Source organism: Gilliamella sp. BG7 (assembly GCF_046635565.1).
Classification (GTDB): domain Bacteria; phylum Pseudomonadota; class Gammaproteobacteria; order Enterobacterales; family Orbaceae; genus Gilliamella; species Gilliamella apicola_P.
This window is the reverse complement of record NZ_JBIDFB010000003.1, coordinates 103,215-116,947: the sequence shown is the minus strand read 5'-3', so window position 1 is coordinate 116,947 and position 13,733 is coordinate 103,215. Positions and strand designations below refer to the sequence as shown.

Below are 13,733 nucleotides of genomic sequence, written 5' to 3'. Positions count from 1 at the left end.
AATAATTATGGTTAATTACTTCGAGCTATTTAGTTTGCCAGCTCAATTGCCGGTGGATGTCGCTCAACTAACAACTCATTATCAGCAATTGCAAAAGCAATATCATCCAGATAATTTTGCTGTTGGAAACGATATTGATAAAGTGGCAATTGTTCAAAAGTCAGCAATCATTAATGATGGTTATGATACGTTAAAAAATCCAATTAAAGCCGCTGAGTATTTTTTATCTCTACAAGGTTTTGACGTAGCAACTGAACAAAGTATTATTCATGATACTGATTTTTTAATGGAGCAATTTGTTTTACGTGAAAGACTTGATGATATCGAACGTAAAGATAATTTTGAATTATTAGATGATTTTTATGCTGAGATTGTTGCTTGTCAAAAGATAGTTTATAACGAATTATTACAATTTATTACTAATCAAGATTGGTCAAAAGCACTTAATCAGATCTATAAAATTCGCTATCTTGCCAGATTGATTGAACAAATCGAAAAGTTACAAGAAAAGCAATTTGATTTATAATTTAAGATAAGTAACATATCGATAGAGATAGATTAAATGGTATTATTACAGATCAGCGAACCAGGACAAACTCCACTACCACATCAGCGCCGCCTTGCTGTAGGAATTGATCTTGGTACAACTAATTCATTAGTAGCAACGGTACGAAGTGGACAAGCAGAGGTATTGCCTGATTTAGAAGGTAATCCGCTATTGCCATCCGTTGTGCATTATGGCATCGATCATGATGATAACTTTGTTATCACGATTGGAAAAAATGCCAAAGATAATGCTGTAAATGATCCGCAAAATACAGTTAGCTCTATTAAGAGATTAATGGGGCGAAGTTTATCTGATATAGATTTATCACAATTTCCTTATACTTTTTCACAAACTGAAAATGGTGTTCCTTTATTAAATTTGCCTAATGAGCAAGTAAATCCAATACAAGTTTCATCAGAAATTTTGACAGCGTTAGCTGAGCGAGCAAAAGAGAGTTTACAAGGTGAAATTGATGGTGTGGTTATTACTGTGCCAGCTTATTTTGATGATGCACAACGGCAAGCAACAAAAGATGCTGCCAAATTAGCTGGTTTGCATGTATTGCGCCTACTTAATGAACCTACAGCCGCTGCGATTGCGTACGGTTTAGATTCAGGGAAGGAAGGTATAATCGCTGTTTATGATTTAGGTGGCGGTACTTTTGATATTTCTATTTTACGCTTAAATAAAGGTGTTTTTGAGGTTCTAGCAACTAGCGGTGACTCAGCTCTTGGTGGTGATGATTTTGATCGGCTACTTGTTGACCATATAAAAGAGAAATTAGGATTAACTAATAATATAGATCCTTATATTAATCAAAAAATCAGTAGCCAAGCTACCGAAATAAAGATTTTATTAAGTGAGCAAGATTTAGCTGTATTTTCTCTGGATAATCAATCTTTGACTATTACTCGCCAGCAATTTCAACAATTAATTGAGCCATTGGTTAAACGCACTTTAGCTGTTTGTCGCCGTGCATTAAAAGATGCCGAGATTAATATGGATGAAGTAGTTGAAGTTGTTATGGTTGGCGGCTCTACTCGTGTGCCATTAGTGCGAGAATTAGTAGGGAATTATTTTAAAACTAATCCCTTGATATCTATCGATCCTGATAAAGTAGTTGCTATTGGTGCAGCTATTCAGGCCGATATTTTGGTTGGCAATAAACCCGATTCAGATATGTTATTGCTTGATGTGATCCCATTGTCGTTAGGCATTGAGATCATGGGTGAATTGGTCGAAAAAATTATTCCACGTAATAGTACAATTCCGTGTGCAAGAGCTCAAGAGTTTACAACTTTTAAAGATGGTCAAACCGCGATGATGGTTCATGTTTTACAAGGAGAACGTGAAAGTGTTGCTGATTGTCGATCTTTGGCTCGTTTTACTCTGCAAGGTATTCCAGCAATGCCTGCCGGTGGTGCGCACATTAGGGTGACTTTCCAAGTTGATGCTGATGGTTTATTAAGTGTAACAGCAATGGAAAAATCAACGGGTATTGAAGCTGCTATCCAAGTAAAACCTTCATATGGACTGACTGATAATGAAATTGCCGATATGATTCAAGATTCAATCAGTTACGCACAGCAAGATAAACAGATTCGAATACTTGCTGAACAAAAAGTTGAGGCAGCCAGAGTGCTTGAAAGCTTGCAAAGTGCTTTAGATAAAGATGCTGACTTATTAGATGAAAGTGAACTAAACCATATTTTAATTGCTAAGCATCAATTACAAGCTGTAAGTGAGTCAAATGACAGTTATGCAATTGAAAAACAAATTAAAATTGTTGATAAAGTAACACAAAATTTTGCAGCTAAGCGAATGGATAGGTCAATTCGACATGCGTTAACTGGCCATAACGTTGATGATATTTAACTAACGAGATTACTATGCCAAAAATTACTTTTTTACCGAATGCGGAGCTTTGTCCAGATGGAAAAACTGTTGATGCCCAAGAAGGCGAATCCATTTTAGAAGTGGCATTGCGCAATGATATTGAAATCGAGCATGCTTGTGAAATGTCATGTGCTTGTTCAACATGCCACTGTATTGTGCGTAAGGGATTTGATTCGCTTGAAGCAAGCGATGAGCAAGAAGATGATATGTTAGATAAAGCCTGGGGAGTTGAACCGCATAGTCGTTTAAGCTGTCAAGCTCGTGTCACGAATGAAGATTTAGAGGTCGAAATCCCAAGATATAGCCTTAATCATGCCAAAGAAGATCATTAGTAAGTTATCATAATGATTATCCATTATGGGTTAATATAAAAATAACATTAAATCTGGTTATTTGATTGAAATTTGGTAATTGTAAATTAATAACCAGAAAAAGCTTCCCATCTTTAAACCCAAATATCTGTATTTATTTCTTGCCGTTAGTTAACTAACAGAGTATAATCGGCTCACTTTGTTTATTGCCTTTATGTAAGCAAATGAGAAAAAGATATAATTGCTATATAAAAAATAGCTAATTATATCAACAATACTCCCGATTTGGGGGTTACGAAAAAGAACGGATTACACTCTCCTGTCAATCGAAACAGGGTAAGAGGAGTAGTCTTTTGTTATAACTTTTAAATAATGGAGCTCTGGTCTCATGTCGAACCAAAGAATCCGTATCCGGTTAAAAGCGTTTGATCATCGTTTGATTGATCAATCAACTGCTGAAATTGTAGAAACTGCGAAGCGCACAGGTGCGCAAGTTCGTGGTCCTATTCCATTACCGACACGCAAAGAGCGTTTCACTGTATTGATTTCTCCACACGTAAATAAAGATGCGCGTGATCAGTACGAGATTCGCACTCATAAGCGTCTAGTTGATATTGTTGAGCCAACTGAAAAAACAGTTGATGCTTTAATGCGTCTAGACCTTGCTGCCGGTGTTGATGTGCAGATCAGTTTAGGTTAATCCTAAGCTGAATGATTGAGAGGTCGAAACAATGATTGGTTTAATCGGTCGTAAAGTAGGAATGACGCGTATCTTCACTGAAGATGGTGTTTCTATTCCTGTCACCGTAGTTGAAGTTCAAAGCAACCGCATTACTCAAGTTAAAACACTTGAGAATGATGGTTATCAAGCTATTCAGGTTACTACTGGCAGCAAAAAAGCAAGCCGCGTAAACAAACCTGAAGCAGGTCATTTCGCTAAGGCTGGCGTTGAAGCTGGTCGTGGTCTATGGGAATTCCGTTTTGAAGAAGGCGAATTTTCTGTAGGTCAAAGTATTAACGTTGATATCTTCGCTGACGTTAAGAAAGTTGATGTTACTGGAACATCTAAAGGTAAAGGTTTTGCTGGCGTTACTAAACGTTGGAATTTCCGTACTCAAGATGCTACTCATGGTAACTCTTTGGCACACCGTGGTCATGGTTCTATTGGTCAAAACCAAACTCCGGGTAAAGTGTTTAAAGGTCGTAAAATGGCAGGTCACCTAGGTAATGAACGTGTAACTGTTCAAAACTTAGATATTGTACGTGTTGATGTTGAACGTAATCTTTTATTAATTAAAGGTGCAGTTCCTGGCGCAATCAATAGTGACGTAATTGTTAAACCGGCAATCAAGGCTTAACGTCGAGGAGATAGAGATGGAATTAGTAGTAAAAGACGCGAAAGCGCTTTCTGTTTCCGAAACTACCTTCGGACGTGAGTTTAATGAAGCGTTAGTTCATCAAGTAGTTGTTGCTTATGCATCTGCTGCTCGTCAAGGTTCTCGCGCACAAAAAACTCGTGCAGAAATCGCTGGTTCAGGTAAAAAACCATGGCGTCAAAAAGGTACCGGTCGTGCTCGTTCAGGTTCAATTAAGAGCCCAATCTGGCGCAGTGGTGGTGTAACATTTGCAGCAAAACCACAAGATCATAGCCAAAAAGTTAACCGTAAAATGTATCGTGGTGCATTAAAGAGTATTTTCTCTGAATTAGTGCGTCAAGAACGTTTAGTTGTGGTTGAAACATTTACTGTTGAAGCACCTAAGACTAAATTATTAACTCAGAAATTAAACGATATGAATCTTAATGATGTTCTTATTATCGCTTCTGAAGTTGATGAAAATCTTTTCTTAGCAGCACGTAACTTACATAAAGTTGATGTGCGTGATGTGGCAGGTATTGATCCAGTTAGTTTGATTGCATTTGACAAAGTGGTTATCACAGTTGATGCCGTTAAACAAGTAGAGGAGATGTTAGCATGATTCGTGAAGAGCGTCTGCTTAAAGTCCTGCGAGCACCACATGTTTCTGAAAAAGCATCTATTTCAATGGAAAAAACAAATACATTAGTATTGAAAGTTGCTAAAGATGCTACTAAGAGAGAGATTAAAGCCGCAGTTGAACAACTATTTGAAGTTAAAGTAGATGACGTTAATACACTTGTTGTTAAAGGTAAAGTTAAACGTCGTGGTCAACAAATCGGTCGCCGTAGCGACTGGAAAAAAGCTTACGTTACTTTAGCAGAAGGTCAAAATTTAGACCTTGCTGGCGTCGCTGAGTAATTCGGAGGAGTAAGAACAATGGCAGTTGTTAAGTGTAAACCTACATCTCCGGGTCGTCGCCACGTTGTTAAAGTGGTTAACCCAGAGTTGCATAAAGGTAAACCTTATGCACCGTTGCTTGATTCAAAAAGCAAAACTGGTGGTCGCAATAATAATGGTCGTATCACTACCCGTCATATTGGTGGTGGTCATAAACAACATTATCGTATTGTCGACTTTAAGCGTAATAAAGATGGTATTCCAGCAGTTGTTGAACGTTTGGAATATGATCCAAACCGTAGTGCAAATATTGCATTGGTTTTATATAAAGACGGTGAACGCCGTTATATTTTAGCGCCTAAAGGCTTAAAAGCAGGTGATCAGATCCAATCTGGTGTTGATGCAGCAATTAAAACAGGTAACTGTTTACCAATGCGCAATATTCCAGTCGGTTCTACCGTGCATAATATTGAAATGAAACCAGGTAAAGGCGGACAGCTTGCTCGCTCTGCTGGTAGTTATGTTCAAATCGTTGCGCGTGATGGTGCTTATGTAACATTACGTCTACGTTCAGGTGAAATGCGTAAAGTATTATCTGATTGTCGTGCCACTATTGGTGAAGTTGGTAATTCAGAGCATATGCTTCGCGTATTAGGTAAAGCGGGTGCAACGCGTTGGCGTGGTGTTCGTCCTACTGTTCGTGGTACAGCAATGAACCCGGTAGACCATCCACATGGTGGTGGTGAAGGTCGTAACTTTGGTAAACATCCTGTGTCTCCATGGGGTCAAAAAGCCAAAGGATTGAAAACGCGTAGCAACAAACGTACTGATAAGTATATTGTTCGCCGTCGCAATAAGAAATAATTAATATAGAGGATTAGCTATGCCACGTTCTCTCAAGAAGGGTCCTTTTATTGACCTACACTTGCTGAAGAAGGTAGAGAAAGCGGTGGAAAGCGGGGACAAGAAACCAATTCGTACTTGGTCCCGTCGTTCAACGATCTTTCCTAACATGATCGGTTTGACCATCGCTGTCCATAATGGTCGTCAGCACGTTCCAGTTTATGTTTCCGACGAAATGGTTGGTCATAAATTGGGTGAATTCGCGCCGACTCGTACTTATCGCGGCCACGCGGCTGATAAGAAAGCTAAGAAGAAATAAGTAGGAGAAAGAGATGGAAACAATTGCAAAGTACCGCCACGCTCGTTCTTCTGCACAAAAAGTTCGCTTAGTTGCAGATCTTGTTCGCGGTAAGAATGTGTCTCAGGCACTAGATATTTTAACGTACACCAATAAAAAAGCGGCTGTACTTGTTAAAAAAGTACTAGAGTCTGCTATTGCTAATGCAGAGCATAACGATGGTGCTGATATTGATGATCTAAAAGTTGCGAAGATTTTCGTAGATGAAGGCCCAACCATGAAGCGTATTATGCCTCGTGCGAAAGGTCGTGCAGATCGAATTTTGAAGCGTACGAGTCACATCACCGTGATCGTTTCAGATCGCTAGGCTGGAGAATAGCAATGGGTCAAAAAGTAAATCCAAATGGTATCCGATTAGGCATTGTCAAGCCTTGGACATCTACATGGTATTCGGGTACAAAGACATTCGCTGATAATTTAGAAAGTGATTTTAGAGTGCGTCAATTCTTAAATAAAGAATTATCTCAAGCGTCAATCTCTAAGATTGTGATCGACCGTTCAGCAGAAACTAACGTTCGTATTACTATTCACACTGCTCGTCCGGGTATCGTGATTGGTAAAAAAGGCGAGGACGTTGAAAAATTACGTAATGCCGTAGCTTCTATTGTCAATAAATATAAAGACAAAAGAGAAAAACGTGATGTTGCAGTACAAATTAATATTGCTGAAGTTCGTAAACCAGAACTTGATGCTAAATTAGTTGCTGATAGCATTACTTCTCAGTTAGAACGCCGTGTTATGTTCCGTCGTGCTATGAAACGTGCGGTTCAAAATGCAATGAAGGCGGGTGCTAAAGGTATCAAAGTCGAAGTAAGTGGTCGTTTAGGCGGTGCTGAAATTGCTCGTAGCGAATGGTATCGTGAAGGTCGTGTACCTTTACATACATTACGAGCTGATATTGACTATGGTTTATCTGAAGCATTAACTACCTATGGTATTATTGGTGTTAAAGTGTGGATCTTCAAAGGTGAGATCCTTGGTGGTATGGCTGCCGTTGAACAAGCAGAAAAACAACCTGCTGCTCAACCGAAAAAGCAGCGAAAAGGCCGAAAACAATAAGGAGCGTCGCTGATGTTACAACCAAAGCGTACAAAATTCCGTAAAGTGCACAAGGGCCGCAATCGTGGTCTTGCTGTAAGTACTGATGTTAGTTTCGGTACATTCGGTCTTAAGGCTGTAGGTCGTGGTCGTTTGACTGCGCGCCAGATCGAAGCAGCACGTCGTGCAATGACTCGTGCAGTTAAGCGTCAAGGTAAAATCTGGATTCGAGTTTTTCCTGATAAACCGATTACTGAAAAACCACTTGCAGTGCGTATGGGTAAAGGTAAGGGTAACGTTGAATACTGGGTTGCTCAGATTCAACCAGGTAAAGTCCTTTATGAAATGGACGGTGTACCGGAAGAAGTTGCTCGTGAAGCATTTGCGTTGGCAGCTGCAAAACTGCCAATTAAAACCACCTTTGTGATTAAGACGGTGATGTAAATGAAAGCAAAAGAGCTACGCGAAAAAAGCGTTGAAGAGTTAAATACTGAACTTCTTAATTTATTACGTGAGCAATTTAACTTACGTATGCAATTAGTTGGAGGTCAGTTAACACAGACTCATATGTTAAACCAAGTGCGTCGTAATATTGCACGAGTTAAAACATTATTAACTGAAAAGGCGGGTGCGTAATATGACTACTGAAGTAAAAATTCGTACTCAGCAAGGTCGTGTTATTAGCGACAAAATGGATAAATCTATTACTGTAGCTATTGAACGTAAAGTGAAGCATCCGTTATATGGTAAATTCATTAAACGTACGACTAAATTGCATGTACATGATGAAAACAACGAGTGTGGTATTGGTGATACTGTTGAAATTAAAGAGTGTCGTCCATTATCAAAAACTAAATCTTGGACTCTTGTTCGAATCGTTGAAAAAGCAGTTATTTAATCTTTTTTGATTAAAAAATGTGCATAATATAATAAACGGCTCAACGGTCGTTTATTATATGCTATCCATTTTATTTGAGTGGTGTTATACTATACGCCACTCACGTAAGTGGGTTTTTGGTTGTCTATTCTTATCCATGGTAGTTGAGGTGGATGAAGGTAGATTAGACAATAATTAATTTATACGGAGCATTAAAATGATCCAAGAACAGACTAGGCTAGATGTTGCCGATAACTCTGGCGCACGTAGCGTAATGTGTATCAAGGTTCTCGGTGGATCGCACCGTCGTTATGCAGCAGTAGGCGATATCATCAAAGTTACCATTAAAGAAGCAATTCCACGTGGTAAAGTCAAAAAAGGTGATGTACTTAAAGCTGTTGTTGTGCGAACTAGAAAAGGTGTTCGTCGCCCTGATGGATCTGTCATTCGTTTCGATCGTAACGCTTGTGTTATTTTAAATAATAACAGTGAGCAACCGATTGGTACGCGTATTTTTGGACCGGTCACTCGTGAACTTCGCTCTGAGAAGTTTATGAAGATCATTTCATTAGCACCAGAAGTACTGTAAGGAGCGGGTAATGGCAGCGAAAATCCGTCGAGAAGATGAAGTTATCGTGTTAACAGGTAAAGATAAAGGTAAACGCGGTAAAGTAAAGAGTGTTTTGTCTACAGGCAAAGTGATTGTTGAAGGTATCAATTTGGTGAAAAAACATCAAAAACCAGTGCCTGCATTAAATCAAGAAGGTGGAATTGTTGAAAAAGAAGCAGCTATCAATGTTTCTAATGTGGCAATTTTCAATCCTGCTACTGGCAAAGCAGACCGCGTAGGCTTTCGTATTGAAGACGGTAAAAAAGTCCGTTTTTATAAGTCTACTAATGAATTAATCAATTAAGTAATTTGGAGTGTACGATGGCGAAACTGCATGATTACTACAAAGCACAGGTAGTAAATAAACTGCAAGAACAGTTTGGCTACAAATCTGTCATGCAAGTCCCTCGGATCGAAAAGATCACCTTGAATATGGGTGTGGGTGAAGCAATTACTGATAAGAAATTATTAGATAATGCTGTTGCAGATTTAGCAGCAATCAGTGGTCAAAAACCACTAGTCACTAAAGCACGCAAATCAGTTGCTGGTTTTAAAATCCGTCAAGGGTATCCTATTGGTTGTAAAGTCACTTTACGTGGCGAACGTATGTGGGAATTTTTTGAACGTCTAGTTTATATTGCTCTTCCTCGGACTCGAGATTTTCGTGGTTTAAGCGCAAAATCTTTTGATGGTCGTGGCAACTATAGCATGGGTGTTCGTGAGCAAATCGTTTTCCCTGAAATCGATTATGACAAAGTTGATCGTGTTCGTGGTTTAGATATTACTATCACCACTACTGCACAATCAGATGAAGAAGGCCGAGCTTTATTATCTGCCTTTAACTTCCCATTTCGTAAGTAAGGTAGGGCATAATGGCTAAACAATCAATGATTGAACGCGATAAGAAACGCGTAAAGCTAGCAGAAAAATATTTTGCAAAGCGTCAAGAATTAAAAGCGATTATCTCTGATCTTAATGCATCAGATGAAGATCGTTGGAATGCAGTGCTTAAATTGCAAACGCTTCCTCGTGATTCTAGTCCATCACGTCAACGTCGTCGTTGTCGTCAAACTGGTCGTCCTCATGGCGTCCTTCGTAAGTTTGGTTTAAGCCGTATTAAGGTTCGTGAGTCAGCCATGCGTGGTGAGATTCCTGGTCTTAAAAAGGCAAGTTGGTAATCAGGGGAGTGTTATAGATGAGCATGCAAGATCCTATAGCAGATATGTTGACCCGTATTCGTAATGGTCAATCTGCGAATAAAGTTGCAGTCACCATGCCTTCCTCTAAGCTAAAAGTGGCAATTGCCAATGTGCTAAAAGAAGAAGGTTATATTGGGGACTTTAAAGTTGTTGGTGACACTAAGCCAGAACTGGAAATTACTTTAAAATATTTCCAAGGTAAAGCTGTTGTAGAAAGTATCAAACGTGTTAGCCGTCCAGGTTTACGTATTTATAAGCGTAAAGATGAATTGCCGAAAGTTATGGCTGGACTAGGTATCGCAGTTGTTTCTACTTCTAAAGGTGTTATGACTGATCGTGCAGCACGCCAAGCAGGTCTTGGTGGTGAAATTATCTGCTACGTAGCTTAAGGGAGAAAAGAATGTCTCGTGTTGCAAAAGCACCTGTCGTTGTTCCTGCTGGCGTAGAGGTAAAACTCAATGGTCAGGTAATTACGATTAAAGGTAAAAATGGCGAATTATCTCGCACAATAAATAATGCTGTTGTGATTAATCAAGAAGAAGGAGAAATTAAATTTGCTCCTCGTGATGGTTTTGCAGATGCTTGGGCTCAAGCTGGGACTGCACGTGCTTTGATTAATTCAATGGTTATTGGTGTTACTGAAGGTTTTACAAAAAAACTTCAGTTAGTTGGTGTCGGTTATCGTGCACAAGTAAAAGGTAATGTAATTAGTTTATCTCTTGGATATTCACATCCAATTGAACATCAATTACCTGCAGGTGTAACAGCTGAATGTCCTTCTCAAACTGAAATCGTACTAAAAAGTACTGATAAGCAATTAATTGGACAAGTATCTGCTGATATCCGTGCTTATCGTCGTCCTGAGCCTTATAAAGGTAAAGGTGTTCGTTACGCAGATGAAGTTGTGCGTACTAAAGAAGCTAAGAAAAAGTAAGGTAACACTATGGATAAGAAATCAGCTCGTATCCGTCGTGCAACTAAAGCGCGTCGCAAGATGCATGAACTACTTGCGACTCGCTTAGTGGTTCACCGCACTCCGCGTCATATTTATGCGCAGATTATCGCACCAAACGGATCAGAAGTACTGGCAGCCGCTTCTACATTAGAAAAAGCTATCAGTGAAAGTTTAAAATACACTGGAAACAAAGACGCAGCTGCAGTGGTTGGTAAAGCAATTGCTGAACGTGCGTTAGCGAAAGATATCAAAGAAGTTTCTTTTGATCGTTCAGGTTTCCAATATCATGGTCGAGTTCAGGCGCTAGCAGATGCTGCTCGCGAAGCTGGCCTACAGTTCTAAGGTAGGAGTTAAAGATGTCAAACATCGAGAAACAAGCTGGTGAACTGCAGGAAAAACTAATCGCAGTTAACCGAGTTTCTAAAACCGTAAAAGGTGGTCGTATTTTTAGTTTTTCTGCACTAACAGTTGTTGGTGACGGTAATGGCCGCGTAGGTTTTGGATATGGTAAAGCACGTGAAGTGCCAGCAGCAATCCAAAAAGCAATGGAAAAAGCACGTCGCAATATGATCAATGTTGCTTTAAATAACGATACTTTACAGCATCCAGTTAAAGGTGCTCACACAGGTTCTCGTGTTTATATGCAACCAGCATCAGAAGGTACTGGTATTATTGCCGGTGGTGCAATGCGTGCAGTTTTAGAAGTTGCTGGAGTTCGTAACGTTCTAGCTAAAGCATATGGTTCTACTAACCCAATTAATGTGGTTCGTGCAACTATTGATGGCTTAGAAAGTATGAAATCACCAGAAATGGTTGCTGCTAAACGTGGTAAAACCGTCGAAGAGATTTTGGGGTAATTAACCATGGCAAAAACAATTAAAATTACACAAACTCGTAGTTCTATAGGCCGTCTACCGAAGCATAAAGCAACATTAGTAGGTCTAGGATTACGTCGTATTGGTCATACTGTTGAGCGTGAGGATACTCCTGCAATTCGTGGTATGGTAAACCAAGTTTATTACATGGTTAAAGTAGAGGAGTAATAGTAATGCGTTTAAATACTTTATCTCCTGCTGAAGGTTCAAAGCATGCACCAAAACGTCTGGGCCGAGGCATCGGTTCAGGATTAGGTAAAACTGGTACTCGTGGTATTAAAGGTCAAAAATCTCGTTCAGGTGGTGGCGTTCGTCGCGGCTTTGAAGGTGGTCAAATGCCTTTATATCGTCGTTTACCAAAATTTGGTTTTACCTCACGTAAAGCTCAAGTTACAGCTCAAGTTCGTCTTTCAGATTTAATGAAAGTCGAAGGCGATATTGTTGACCTAAATAGCTTAAAAGTTGCAAATGTGATTAATTCACATATCGAATATGCAAAAATCATGTTATCTGGTGAAGTAACTAAACCAGTAACTGTTCGCGGTATTCGAGTAACTAAAGGTGCTAGAGCTGCAATTGAAGCTGCTGGCGGAAAAATTGAGGAATAATTAGAAAAATGGCAAAGCAACCAGGATTAGATTTTCAAAGTACACGAGGCGGTAGTGGTGAGCTTAAAAGACGCTTAATGTTTGTGCTTTTAGCGCTTATTGTTTTTCGTCTCGGTTCTTATATTCCGGTTCCTGGTATTGATACTAAAGCTTTATCGGACTTACTAACAAAAGCATCGTCAAACGGTATTGTTGGTATGTTCAATATGTTCTCTGGTGGTGCTTTAAGCCGTGCTTCAATTTTTGCATTAGGGATAATGCCTTATATTTCGGCATCAATTATTGTGCAGTTATTAACGGCAATTAGCCCTAAGTTAGCTGAATTGAAGAAAGAAGGTGAGTCTGGTCGTAAAAAAATTAGTCAGTACACTCGCTATGGCACACTTGCTTTAGCAATAATACAGGCTGTTGGTATTTCGACTGGTTTACCTAATATTCCTGATTATGAAAATGTAGTGATTAATCCAGGATTTTCTTTCTATTTTATCGCATCGGTTAGCTTAGTTACTGGCACTATGTTTCTAATGTGGTTGGGTGAGCAGATCACTGAGCGAGGTGTAGGTAATGGTATTTCAATCATTATCTTTGCTGGTATCGTGGCGAGTCTCCCTCATGCTATTTATGAAACAATTGAACAAGCTCGTTCTGGTTCATTGCATCCGATTTTATTATTGGTTGTTGCTGCATTAGTGGTTGGTGTAACTTATTTTGTTGTATTTGTTGAACGTGGTCAGCGACGAATTGTTGTTAACTATGCCCAACGACAACAAGGTCGTCGTGTTTATGCAGCACAAAGTACACACTTACCATTAAAGATTAATATGGCTGGGGTTATTCCTGCGATATTTGCCTCTACAATTGCTATGTTACCATCAATGATGGCTTCTTGGTTCCAAGGAGATGGTACAGGATGGAGATATTTTATTGTACTTATTAGTCAATATTTTGGCCATGATCAACCGTTATACATAATCTTTTTTGCGGTGGCAATTATCTTCTTTTGTTTTTTCTATACAGCGTTGGTTTTTAACCCAAGAGAGACAGCAGATCAGCTTAAAAAATCTGGTGCATTTATTCCAGGTATCCGTCCAGGTGAACAAACATCTAAGTATATTGACAAGGTAATGACTCGTTTGACGCTAATTGGTGCAATCTACATTACTTTTGTATGTTTGGTTCCAATGTTTATGACAAGCGCAATGAAAGTTCCAGTTCAATTTGGTGGAACATCATTATTAATTGTTGTTGTTGTAATCATGGATTTTATGGCACAAGTACAGACTTTAATGATGCCAAATCGTTATGAGTCAGTGTTAAAGAAAGCGAACCTTAAAGGCTATGGCCGATAAGTTAGCCAGAAG

The 13,733-nt window shown here is 39.2% G+C and carries 25 protein-coding genes; all 25 read left to right on the top strand.

All coding sequences use genetic code 11. From position 1 onward, the window contains the following. The first annotated feature begins 7 nt into the window (after positions 1-7). Positions 8-526, top strand: coding sequence for a Fe-S protein assembly co-chaperone HscB (gene hscB, locus ACGH49_RS03410; RefSeq protein WP_296207934.1), 519 nt, complete (start codon positions 8-10; stop codon positions 524-526). A gap of 36 nt (positions 527-562) precedes the next feature. After that, a complete protein-coding gene (gene hscA, locus ACGH49_RS03405) occupies positions 563-2,422 on the top strand; it encodes a Fe-S protein assembly chaperone HscA (RefSeq protein ID WP_065605934.1) in 1,860 nt (619 codons plus the stop codon). 14 nt (positions 2,423-2,436) lie between these two features. Then, positions 2,437-2,775: an ISC system 2Fe-2S type ferredoxin gene (fdx, locus tag ACGH49_RS03400; RefSeq protein WP_065605936.1), complete on the top strand. Its 339-nt coding sequence runs from the start codon at positions 2,437-2,439 to the stop codon at positions 2,773-2,775. A gap of 367 nt (positions 2,776-3,142) precedes the next feature. Then, positions 3,143-3,454 carry a 30S ribosomal protein S10 gene (gene rpsJ, locus ACGH49_RS03395; RefSeq protein ID WP_006120582.1) on the top strand — a complete coding sequence of 104 codons (312 nt, stop codon included), beginning with the start codon at positions 3,143-3,145 and terminating at the stop codon, positions 3,452-3,454. Between the two features lie 31 nt (positions 3,455-3,485). Beyond that, positions 3,486-4,112, top strand: a complete 627-nt coding sequence (rplC, locus tag ACGH49_RS03390) for a 50S ribosomal protein L3 (RefSeq protein WP_411588230.1) — start codon at positions 3,486-3,488, stop codon at positions 4,110-4,112. A 16-nt stretch (positions 4,113-4,128) separates the two neighbouring features. Then, entirely contained in the window at positions 4,129-4,731 is a 603-nt protein-coding gene (gene rplD / locus ACGH49_RS03385; RefSeq protein WP_034911160.1) for a 50S ribosomal protein L4, read from the top strand. Beyond that, positions 4,728-5,030: a 50S ribosomal protein L23 gene (rplW, locus tag ACGH49_RS03380; RefSeq protein WP_034885052.1), complete on the top strand. Its 303-nt coding sequence runs from the start codon at positions 4,728-4,730 to the stop codon at positions 5,028-5,030. Before rplD ends, rplW begins: the two co-directional genes overlap by 4 nt. 18 nt (positions 5,031-5,048) lie before the next feature. Then, complete coding sequence (gene rplB, locus ACGH49_RS03375) at positions 5,049-5,873, top strand: 50S ribosomal protein L2 (RefSeq protein ID WP_065561019.1); 825 nt, start codon at positions 5,049-5,051, stop codon at positions 5,871-5,873. A gap of 19 nt (positions 5,874-5,892) precedes the next feature. Beyond that, complete coding sequence (gene rpsS / locus ACGH49_RS03370) at positions 5,893-6,171, top strand: 30S ribosomal protein S19 (protein WP_024496505.1); 279 nt, start codon at positions 5,893-5,895, stop codon at positions 6,169-6,171. A 13-nt stretch (positions 6,172-6,184) separates the two neighbouring features. Next, entirely contained in the window at positions 6,185-6,517 is a 333-nt protein-coding gene (gene rplV / locus ACGH49_RS03365; protein WP_034947997.1) for a 50S ribosomal protein L22, read from the top strand. 14 nt (positions 6,518-6,531) lie between these two features. Further along, entirely contained in the window at positions 6,532-7,269 is a 738-nt protein-coding gene (gene rpsC / locus ACGH49_RS03360) for a 30S ribosomal protein S3 (RefSeq protein ID WP_411588229.1), read from the top strand. A 12-nt stretch (positions 7,270-7,281) separates the two neighbouring features. Continuing rightward, positions 7,282-7,692 carry a 50S ribosomal protein L16 gene (rplP, locus tag ACGH49_RS03355; protein WP_034911153.1) on the top strand — a complete coding sequence of 137 codons (411 nt, stop codon included), beginning with the start codon at positions 7,282-7,284 and terminating at the stop codon, positions 7,690-7,692. Beyond that, on the top strand, positions 7,693-7,884 hold the full coding sequence (gene rpmC / locus ACGH49_RS03350; RefSeq protein WP_065605940.1) for a 50S ribosomal protein L29: 192 nt from the start codon (positions 7,693-7,695) through the stop codon (positions 7,882-7,884). 1 nt (position 7,885) lies between these two features. Beyond that, positions 7,886-8,146 carry a 30S ribosomal protein S17 gene (gene rpsQ / locus ACGH49_RS03345; RefSeq protein ID WP_034911151.1) on the top strand — a complete coding sequence of 87 codons (261 nt, stop codon included), beginning with the start codon at positions 7,886-7,888 and terminating at the stop codon, positions 8,144-8,146. Between the two features lie 196 nt (positions 8,147-8,342). Next, entirely contained in the window at positions 8,343-8,714 is a 372-nt protein-coding gene (rplN, locus tag ACGH49_RS03340) for a 50S ribosomal protein L14 (protein ID WP_025314392.1), read from the top strand. Between the two features lie 10 nt (positions 8,715-8,724). Next, positions 8,725-9,039: a 50S ribosomal protein L24 gene (rplX, locus tag ACGH49_RS03335; protein ID WP_065561017.1), complete on the top strand. Its 315-nt coding sequence runs from the start codon at positions 8,725-8,727 to the stop codon at positions 9,037-9,039. A 17-nt stretch (positions 9,040-9,056) separates the two neighbouring features. Continuing rightward, positions 9,057-9,596 (top strand): 50S ribosomal protein L5, encoded by a 540-nt coding sequence (gene rplE / locus ACGH49_RS03330; RefSeq protein WP_025314394.1) that lies wholly within the window; start codon positions 9,057-9,059, stop codon positions 9,594-9,596. A gap of 11 nt (positions 9,597-9,607) precedes the next feature. Beyond that, the gene (gene rpsN, locus ACGH49_RS03325) at positions 9,608-9,913 is read left to right on the top strand and encodes a 30S ribosomal protein S14 (protein WP_025314395.1); all 306 of its coding nucleotides are present in this window, start codon (positions 9,608-9,610) and stop codon (positions 9,911-9,913) included. Positions 9,914-9,930: 17 nt separating this feature from the next. Continuing rightward, positions 9,931-10,323 carry a 30S ribosomal protein S8 gene (gene rpsH / locus ACGH49_RS03320; protein ID WP_034911147.1) on the top strand — a complete coding sequence of 131 codons (393 nt, stop codon included), beginning with the start codon at positions 9,931-9,933 and terminating at the stop codon, positions 10,321-10,323. 11 nt (positions 10,324-10,334) lie between these two features. Further along, complete coding sequence (gene rplF, locus ACGH49_RS03315; RefSeq protein WP_065605942.1) at positions 10,335-10,868, top strand: 50S ribosomal protein L6; 534 nt, start codon at positions 10,335-10,337, stop codon at positions 10,866-10,868. 9 nt (positions 10,869-10,877) lie between these two features. Then, positions 10,878-11,231 (top strand): 50S ribosomal protein L18, encoded by a 354-nt coding sequence (gene rplR / locus ACGH49_RS03310; protein ID WP_065605944.1) that lies wholly within the window; start codon positions 10,878-10,880, stop codon positions 11,229-11,231. 14 nt (positions 11,232-11,245) lie between these two features. Next, on the top strand, positions 11,246-11,746 hold the full coding sequence (rpsE, locus tag ACGH49_RS03305; RefSeq protein ID WP_034911141.1) for a 30S ribosomal protein S5: 501 nt from the start codon (positions 11,246-11,248) through the stop codon (positions 11,744-11,746). A gap of 6 nt (positions 11,747-11,752) precedes the next feature. Next, positions 11,753-11,932, top strand: a complete 180-nt coding sequence (gene rpmD / locus ACGH49_RS03300; protein WP_025314400.1) for a 50S ribosomal protein L30 — start codon at positions 11,753-11,755, stop codon at positions 11,930-11,932. 5 nt (positions 11,933-11,937) lie between these two features. Next, a complete protein-coding gene (gene rplO, locus ACGH49_RS03295; protein ID WP_065605946.1) occupies positions 11,938-12,372 on the top strand; it encodes a 50S ribosomal protein L15 in 435 nt (144 codons plus the stop codon). A gap of 8 nt (positions 12,373-12,380) precedes the next feature. Then, on the top strand, positions 12,381-13,721 hold the full coding sequence (gene secY / locus ACGH49_RS03290; protein ID WP_065605948.1) for a preprotein translocase subunit SecY: 1,341 nt from the start codon (positions 12,381-12,383) through the stop codon (positions 13,719-13,721). Positions 13,722-13,733: the final 12 nt, after the last annotated feature.

Coding starts and splice junctions, on each gene's coding strand:
- hscB (WP_296207934.1), top strand. CDS start 8: ATGGTTAATTACTTCGAGCTATTTAGTTTGCCAGCTCAATTGCCGGTG.
- hscA (WP_065605934.1), top strand. CDS start 563: ATGGTATTATTACAGATCAGCGAACCAGGACAAACTCCACTACCACAT.
- fdx (WP_065605936.1), top strand. CDS start 2,437: ATGCCAAAAATTACTTTTTTACCGAATGCGGAGCTTTGTCCAGATGGA.
- rpsJ (WP_006120582.1), top strand. CDS start 3,143: ATGTCGAACCAAAGAATCCGTATCCGGTTAAAAGCGTTTGATCATCGT.
- rplC (WP_411588230.1), top strand. CDS start 3,486: ATGATTGGTTTAATCGGTCGTAAAGTAGGAATGACGCGTATCTTCACT.
- rplD (WP_034911160.1), top strand. CDS start 4,129: ATGGAATTAGTAGTAAAAGACGCGAAAGCGCTTTCTGTTTCCGAAACT.
- rplW (WP_034885052.1), top strand. CDS start 4,728: ATGATTCGTGAAGAGCGTCTGCTTAAAGTCCTGCGAGCACCACATGTT.
- rplB (WP_065561019.1), top strand. CDS start 5,049: ATGGCAGTTGTTAAGTGTAAACCTACATCTCCGGGTCGTCGCCACGTT.
- rpsS (WP_024496505.1), top strand. CDS start 5,893: ATGCCACGTTCTCTCAAGAAGGGTCCTTTTATTGACCTACACTTGCTG.
- rplV (WP_034947997.1), top strand. CDS start 6,185: ATGGAAACAATTGCAAAGTACCGCCACGCTCGTTCTTCTGCACAAAAA.
- rpsC (WP_411588229.1), top strand. CDS start 6,532: ATGGGTCAAAAAGTAAATCCAAATGGTATCCGATTAGGCATTGTCAAG.
- rplP (WP_034911153.1), top strand. CDS start 7,282: ATGTTACAACCAAAGCGTACAAAATTCCGTAAAGTGCACAAGGGCCGC.
- rpmC (WP_065605940.1), top strand. CDS start 7,693: ATGAAAGCAAAAGAGCTACGCGAAAAAAGCGTTGAAGAGTTAAATACT.
- rpsQ (WP_034911151.1), top strand. CDS start 7,886: ATGACTACTGAAGTAAAAATTCGTACTCAGCAAGGTCGTGTTATTAGC.
- rplN (WP_025314392.1), top strand. CDS start 8,343: ATGATCCAAGAACAGACTAGGCTAGATGTTGCCGATAACTCTGGCGCA.
- rplX (WP_065561017.1), top strand. CDS start 8,725: ATGGCAGCGAAAATCCGTCGAGAAGATGAAGTTATCGTGTTAACAGGT.
- rplE (WP_025314394.1), top strand. CDS start 9,057: ATGGCGAAACTGCATGATTACTACAAAGCACAGGTAGTAAATAAACTG.
- rpsN (WP_025314395.1), top strand. CDS start 9,608: ATGGCTAAACAATCAATGATTGAACGCGATAAGAAACGCGTAAAGCTA.
- rpsH (WP_034911147.1), top strand. CDS start 9,931: ATGAGCATGCAAGATCCTATAGCAGATATGTTGACCCGTATTCGTAAT.
- rplF (WP_065605942.1), top strand. CDS start 10,335: ATGTCTCGTGTTGCAAAAGCACCTGTCGTTGTTCCTGCTGGCGTAGAG.
- rplR (WP_065605944.1), top strand. CDS start 10,878: ATGGATAAGAAATCAGCTCGTATCCGTCGTGCAACTAAAGCGCGTCGC.
- rpsE (WP_034911141.1), top strand. CDS start 11,246: ATGTCAAACATCGAGAAACAAGCTGGTGAACTGCAGGAAAAACTAATC.
- rpmD (WP_025314400.1), top strand. CDS start 11,753: ATGGCAAAAACAATTAAAATTACACAAACTCGTAGTTCTATAGGCCGT.
- rplO (WP_065605946.1), top strand. CDS start 11,938: ATGCGTTTAAATACTTTATCTCCTGCTGAAGGTTCAAAGCATGCACCA.
- secY (WP_065605948.1), top strand. CDS start 12,381: ATGGCAAAGCAACCAGGATTAGATTTTCAAAGTACACGAGGCGGTAGT.